Source organism: Salibacter sp. (assembly GCF_031581065.1).
GTDB lineage: Bacteria > Bacteroidota > Bacteroidia > Flavobacteriales_G > Salibacteraceae > Salibacter.
Genome location: NZ_JAVLBN010000069.1, coordinates 1 through 6,966 on the forward strand (window position 1 = coordinate 1; position 6,966 = coordinate 6,966).

At 41.6% G+C, this 6,966-nt stretch carries 5 protein-coding genes and 1 pseudogene; 3 read left to right on the forward strand and 3 right to left on the reverse strand.

Going from position 1 to position 6,966, the window contains the following annotated elements:
* Window positions 1-1,080 precede the first annotated feature (1,080 nt).
* From yidD to RI557_RS11005, 3 genes are read right to left on the reverse strand one after another with little or no spacing between them, the layout of a single operon-like run.
* Window positions 1,081-1,317, reverse strand: coding sequence for a membrane protein insertion efficiency factor YidD (yidD, locus tag RI557_RS10995; protein WP_310668655.1), 237 nt, complete (start codon window positions 1,315-1,317; stop codon window positions 1,081-1,083).
* Window positions 1,314-1,847, reverse strand: a complete 534-nt coding sequence (gene dcd, locus RI557_RS11000; protein ID WP_310668653.1) for a dCTP deaminase — start codon at window positions 1,845-1,847, stop codon at window positions 1,314-1,316. The genes yidD and dcd overlap by 4 nt, the downstream gene beginning before the upstream one ends.
* Complete coding sequence (locus tag RI557_RS11005; protein ID WP_310683787.1) at window positions 1,844-2,941, reverse strand: endonuclease/exonuclease/phosphatase family protein; 1,098 nt, start codon at window positions 2,939-2,941, stop codon at window positions 1,844-1,846. The genes dcd and RI557_RS11005 overlap by 4 nt, the downstream gene beginning before the upstream one ends.
* Window positions 2,942-3,041: 100 nt before the next feature.
* Here RI557_RS11005 and RI557_RS11010 point away from each other — a divergent pair, with 100 nt between their 5' ends.
* From RI557_RS11010 to RI557_RS11020, 3 genes and pseudogenes are all read left to right on the forward strand, one after another.
* On the forward strand, window positions 3,042-4,655 hold the full coding sequence (locus RI557_RS11010) for an endonuclease (protein WP_310683789.1): 1,614 nt from the start codon (window positions 3,042-3,044) through the stop codon (window positions 4,653-4,655).
* Between the two features lie 13 nt (window positions 4,656-4,668).
* Entirely contained in the window at window positions 4,669-6,507 is a 1,839-nt protein-coding gene (locus tag RI557_RS11015; protein ID WP_310683791.1) for a tetratricopeptide repeat protein, read from the forward strand.
* Between the two features lie 155 nt (window positions 6,508-6,662).
* Window positions 6,663-6,966, forward strand: a pseudogene (locus tag RI557_RS11020) (T9SS C-terminal target domain-containing protein); the annotation flags it as partial.

Genomic DNA, 6,966 nt, shown 5'->3' on the forward strand with positions numbered 1-6,966 from the left:
GCTTATGAATAAGCTTGTCCTTGATACTAATATTTTAATTTACGCTAAAGATGAAGATTCTAAGTTTCATAGTCAGGTAATGGATCTGATTATGAGTGATGAGTTTGGGTTTAATAGTTTATGGTTTAGAGTTTAAAGTGGTGGTAACGCAGAGGGCGCGGAGGTGTTGATGTTGGCACTGCATGTATCGCAGCGGGCGCAGAGCTTTTTGATGCTTGCTCTGCTGAAAAACGCGGAGGACGCAGCGGGTTCGCTGGCGCTCACGGGTTGGGAGGTTTAATAGTTTAAGGTTTAATGTTTAAAGTGGTGGTAACGCAGCGATCACTGCGGTTTCGCTGAGTCCGCAGCGTTACTGCTAAAAGATATTCGCTAACCCACTATCTCTCTCGACCTTAACCTTGACCTTGGTTCTTTTTCTGAAATTCTACGCGTCAGTCTCCGAGGCCGAAAAGCTCGTTGTTTAGTGAGTGGGATGATTCTGACCATGTTTCTCGTCTCAAGGTGGTTGAGAGTTTTTATAAAAGCTAAATACCCGGCTGCCGAGCGGTGCATTGAGCGGAGCCGAAATGCGGAGTCGAAGGGCGCAGCCGAATTAGGAGAGAGTTAATAGGTCGAGGTTGAGGTCGAGGTTGAGCCGGAGGTGCTGACCGAAGCGTCAGTAGCTGAAAGTGCTGACCGAAGCGTCAGTAGCTGAAAGTGCTGACCGATAGCGTCAGTAGTCGAGGTTAAGGTTGAGGTTAAGGTTGAGAGAAGTTCTAATGGTGCTTTTGGATTGCTTGATGGTTAAGTTGTTAAAGGCCCCGTTCCTTTCGTCACGAGGGTCTAAGTTCATCTAAGTCTTGACTTGCGTCAAGGACTAAGATTCGCTAAGATTTGGAGGTTTGGGAGTTTGTAACGCAGCGGTCGCGGTAGGCACAAAGCTCATGGAATCTGATGAATACTGCAATTCCACTCTGTGAAACATCGTGAAAACACTGTGGTACTCTGTGGAATAAAAGAGAATGTAAGTTTCTAATCTAGGTTGACTACTTTAAAGTGAGTCAATATGAACTTTGTCTCGGCCTCTTTTAAGGTCGTGGATTACTTATTCAATTTTCGTTTTGGGTTTTTAGGGACCGGATCGTACCCGTGCCCGCCCCATGGGTGGCAGGATGAAATGCGTTTTATGGCGAGCCAACCGCCCTTGAGCGGACCCCATTCTTCAATGGCTTTGATGGAGTAGGTGCTGCATGTTGGTGTGTAGCGGCAGGTTGACGGAAAAAACGGAGAAATGGCGTACTGGTAAAACTTGACTAATATGATGAGAATTTTCGTCATTTTTTATTCAACTTATCAAAATCACGGTACAACATGCTGGCCTGGATGCCTTCGTTGTTTTGGTATTTTCCGCTGGTGTAAAGGTCGTAGTCGCCTTCGATGGTGTGGTAGAATATTTGGCAGATTTCCACACTGGGGTAAATGCGAATGGGTTGAACGCAAAAGATCTCAAGTGTCCAGTAGCCGTTGAATCCGATGTCGCCAAATCCTGCTGTAACGTGAATGAATAGTCCGAGCCGGCCGATTGACGAACGACCTTCGAGCATGGGAACGAATTTATCGGTTGAGGTTTTTTCGAGAGTCCGCCCCAGGTAAAGTTTGTTGGGCTCCAGTAACAGGCCTTCCTCGGGAATGGTAATCCTGGATGTTGGGTTCGGACTGCGCATGTCGAGCTCTTTGTTGTCATAGGTTAGGAGCTCGTTGAAAAGGCGTAGGTTGTAGCTGTTTGGGTTGAGTTGTTCTTCGCTAAAAGGTTCAATTGTGATGCCTTTTCCTATTTCGCGCTTTATTTCTTTTCCTGATAATATCATTTAACGGCCTGTTTTTCGAGGAATTGCAAATCTAATAAAATTGGGAGGTGATCACTGTACCCTCCATTGTAACGCATACCAATGTAGGTGCGGTTGAGTTTTTTACCCAAATGTGTGCGGTCTTCTTCCAGCAAAAACGGGGCTTTAAAAATAACTGCATTTTCTGGAGTGGTTTTGAACCCGTTTGTTCCGTGGAGTAGGTTTCCCGATATGACTATTTGATCTAAAATCCCCCAGTGTCCCTGGTATTTGTGAGTTCCTTCAGATCCCATTTTAGGCCACATCATGTTGTAAAGAGCGGTATCGGGGAGGTTAGCGGTGTCGGTTTTGGCGTGCAGGTGTTCGAGCATGCTCTCGTCATTTGGGTGGTCGTTAAAATCGCCCAGTATTGCGATGTTGGCATTCGGTTCTGACCGAAAAACTGAATCGACATGAGATCTGAGTATGTCGGCAGCTCTGTTGCGTTTTGGGACTGTCACGAGGTGACCGCCATACCGGGAGGGCCAATGGTTGATGAAGATGTGAATTTTCTTTTTGCGGAAAAGCGCTTCAACGTGTAAAATATCACGAGTGGGGCGGCTGTCAGGCTCCAGGAAATCGACAGTGATGGCTTGAAAGGTGTCGATTTTAATTTTGTCGCGGTTGTAGATGAGTGCCACGTCAATTCCGCGGTTATCGGGCGATTCAACGTGAATGATACCGTAGTTGGTTTTTTTGAGCGGAGTATTGTAGATCAAATCTTCCACAACCTGTTTGTTTTCAACTTCACAGAATCCAAGGATCTCTATCGGTTCCCAACCGCCCACGGCTGTGATGACTTTGCTGAGGTTTTTGAGTTTTTTGTTGTACTTGTACCAGTTGAAATGGTTGTTTCCACTGGGCGTAAATGAATCGTCATTTTTCAATGAATCATCAGAGGGATGAAAGAGGTTTTCGAGGTTCCAAAATCCAATTCTGATCTCGTTTTCTCCACGATAGCTGTCGTCAAAGTTGTTGACTGTCAACCACGCATCGGCTGTGTCGGTAGCTTTTTGGCTCTGACCGAAACAAAGGGTAAACGCAAATGCGAATACTGCTGTCCACAAAAATCTCATGTTGCAAAAGTAAAACTGAATTTGTTGGGAGACGGCAAAACAACGTTTATTTAATGTTACCACGTTTTTGGTTTTGGTTGAAAAAGGTCAATTTTGTGGCATGAAATTGAAGAAACTCACTTTAGCGATTGCAGCCGGTTTGGCGCTGCCATTTTTGTGTAACGCTCAAATTACTTTTGATCAGAATCTCATTCAAATGAATGCGCAAGTCCCGGGATCAACAGTATCGACACAGGTAGAGCTCACCAATGAATACACCCAGGACCTTACGATTGACAGCATTACGCTGTGGAAACATTTTGGAACATCGGCCTTTACGATTTCTCCTGCTTCTACAACCATTGGAGGTAATTCGTCAATTACTGTTGACATTGATTTTTCTCCGGTTCACAATGTCACACACTATTCACAATTGATGGTTTACACACAGGATAGAGGAACTTTTTCTATTCCGGTTGAAGCTGATGCTGAGGCGTCAATGAATGTTTACACGGGAACTGATAACCGTTCTGGTCAGAACCTGAAGAATGTGTTGGAGTCTATCGTGACGAATAATCATACGAACCAACTCGGTTATTCACCGGCTCGCGATGCGATGTTTATGACATCAGACAATCAAAAAGTGAATGGGAATGAGCCTGTCAACACGTTGGAATGCGTTTATACAGGAACTCAGGTAACGAACTACAATGACAGGCAGGACGCTCAGAACCAGGGTTTCAATACGGAGCACACTTTTCCGCAAAGTCTGTTCAACAGCAACTTCCCGATGAAAGGCGATATTCACCACCTTTTTCCTACAACTCAGCAGAGTAACAGCGCCAGAGCAAATTATCCGTTTGGTTATGTGAATAATCCAAGCTGGAGCAACGGAGGATCAAAAGGAAATAACAGCACGTTTGAACCGCGCGACAGCCAAAAGGGGAGAAGCGCAAGAGCAATGATGTATTTCGTGTTGCGCTACGGTGATTACAGCAGTTTTTACCAGGGGCAAGAGAGTTTGTTGCTCGATTGGCACAGGACTTATGATCCAACACAATTTGATCGAAACAGAAATGACGCTGTAGAGAACGCACAAGGTAACCGCAACCCATTTGTCGATTATCCACAATTCATGGACAGAATGAAAAGTCTTGTAGGCAATGCAGATTTTGATGAAGTGAACAATCTTGTAGTTTCGAATGATACGATTGATAATGGCGGGAGAAGCTCTAATACGAATTATGCAGTTTCGGTTCGAAATGATGGAAATAGAGATGTAGAAATAACCGGACTCAGCGTTACAGATACAATGTTTGTTAATTACCGAAATGTAAGTGGTTTCCCTATCACGCTTAAGCCTGGTGAAGGGGTTGAAATAGATGTAGTATTTAAGTTTGCTACTGTTCTTGGGACAAGTCAAATAGATGTTGATGAAGATTTAACTATTGAAACAAATAATGGTGATGAATCAGTGAAGTTACTCGCTTCGTGGGAGTCGAATTCAGTTGATGAACTCGCTAAAAATAAAGCTTCAATATATCCCAATCCGGTTAAAAACACTTTGTGGTTTACTGATCAGGTTGAATCTGCAAGGCTCTACGATGCAACGGGCAAACTTTTACTCGAAGAACAAAATACAAAAAGTTTGGATTTGAGTAATTTACCCAAAGGTCTTTTCTTTGTTAAGTTCAGTTTTAATGGAGTTGAACAGGTTGAGAAAATTGTACACTGATAAATGAACTAATATGATTGTGAGAATACTGCTGATATTTTTCCTGGTTTTACCGATCAGTAGTTTAATGGCAGTATCTCCAGATTTAATGAGAGCTGAAAAAATTCTGGCTTCTAAGCCTGACTCAGCACATTTTTATATTCAGCAAGTTCTCAAGGGCTGCAATAATGAAGCGCAATCAACTGAATCATGCTATCAGGCTAACTTACTCTTAGGTAATTACCATTATCTAAAAGGAAATTTAGACGCATCTATAAGCGCTTTTAAAAAGAGTTCAGCTATAGCCATTCAGCTTTCAGATTCCCTTCGCATAGCAAAGGCTCTGAACAATACCGGTTCAATATTCAATCAAAAAAGCGAGTTTGATTCGGCTCGAAAATATTTCAATCAGGCTTTGTCTATTAAGGAAAGCCACCGGGTCGATACAATCAGCTTATTGAAGTCCATCATTAACATCGGAAACACCTGGAATAATGAGGGCAAATATCACACAGCTGCACAACATTATTTGAGAGCATTGAGGTTAGTCGGTGACACTACTAAAATGGCTACGGTCAGAGCCACGCTTTATTCAAACCTGGGAACCATTTACAAGCATCTCGATAAAAGCGATAAAGCCACTCATTATTATCAAAATGCACTTACTGGGTTTAAAGAGATAGAAGATTATACAGGAATATCTTCTGTACTCAATAATTTAGGCAGTCTTTATCTGAATAAAAGAAAAAATGATAGTTCAGACTATTATCTTCAAAAAGCCAAATCAGCTGCTGTTGAACACAGCGATTCAGTTTCGATGGCTTATGCATTGTTGAACCTCGGTCAACTCAATAATATGCATGAGCATTATTCAATCGCTGAAGAACAATTGCTATCAGCCGGTTCAGTTTTTGAAAAGAAAGGCTATACAGAAAAACATGCCGAGTGTGAATACAACCTTGCTCAGGCATTACTCGGTCAAAATAAATTGAATGAAGCTGAGCAAAGGTTAAAGCCTGCTCTGGAAATCATCAGGAAATACGAGCTGGAGACAAGCCATGTTGAAGCGTTTCAAATTCTAAAAGAAATCTTAAAAGCAAAAGGAAACACTCGAGAAGCACTTTCACTTTCTGATTCTATTTTAAAGTGGGAAACTGATCGCATAGCTATTGAGAAACAGAGACTTGTTGAAGATTTATCGGCCCGTTATGAGTTGGAGAAGAAGGAACGAAAAATCGAATTTCAGGAGTTGAAAATTAAGAGTGCTGAAAATGAAGCCCAAACTCAACGAATCCTCAAAAAGCGCTGGATTTTTCTATCTCTTGGAGGTGCAGTCATTGTACTTTTTCTCTTAGTATCAATTATTCAATTCAGAAAGAGAAGTTCTCTCAATAAACGTTTACAGGAAGCTAAGATCAAAAATGAAAAGCTTCTCAACGATGAATTGAAAATCAATATTAAAGCCAAGAATGAAGAACTGGCGAGGTTGGGAATATACCTGTCAGAACGCAATGAACTGTTAAAAGATATCCTTGAATCAATCAAGAAAATCAACGATCCAAAAGCAAAATCAGTAGGCCTAAAAATCAAGCAGTATCTAAATTCTGAAGTTGAAATGCACAGCTTTTTCGAAGAGGTGAAAAAGCAGATGAAGACATTCTACAACAACCTTTCTTCAAAATATCCCGACTTCACTCAAAAGGACCTCAGGCTTTGTGCATTGATAAAGCTTGGGTTATCTTCAAAAGAAATTGCTTCCATTTTCAATATTTCAACCAAAAGTGTTGACATGCACCGTTATCGTGTGCGGAAAAAAATGAATTTATCAAAGGATTCTTCATTGCGTGATGTATTGAGTAATATCAAAATGTAGATATATATGTTTCTGTTAAACAGAGGATTAATTCTTTTTAGTAGACCTATTTATATTCTCAAAACACATTTTGTAGAGTGATAAGTATGGGCTCTTTTACCTAAAAGTTGTTGTATTTTCTTCTTTTGTTCAAGTAATGAGAAAATTATTAAACAATGAAACGCTTAACAATTACGATTTCAGTATTGGCTTTTTCCTTTTCGGTAAAAGCGCAGCAAGCTGTTGTATCAACAGGAGGAGTTGATTCCGCTTCTGGAGGATCACTGTCTTATACCATTGGACAGGTTGTATATGAATCTAATACAACCAGTAATGGACAGGTTAGCGAAGGCGTTCAGCAACCTTATGAAATTTATGATGTCACCGGTGTGAGGGACGTAGTTGAGATGAAAGGTGTGGAACTCTATCCAAATCCAGCACGCGACAATCTAACAATTGAGATCGATCACAAAACAGCTT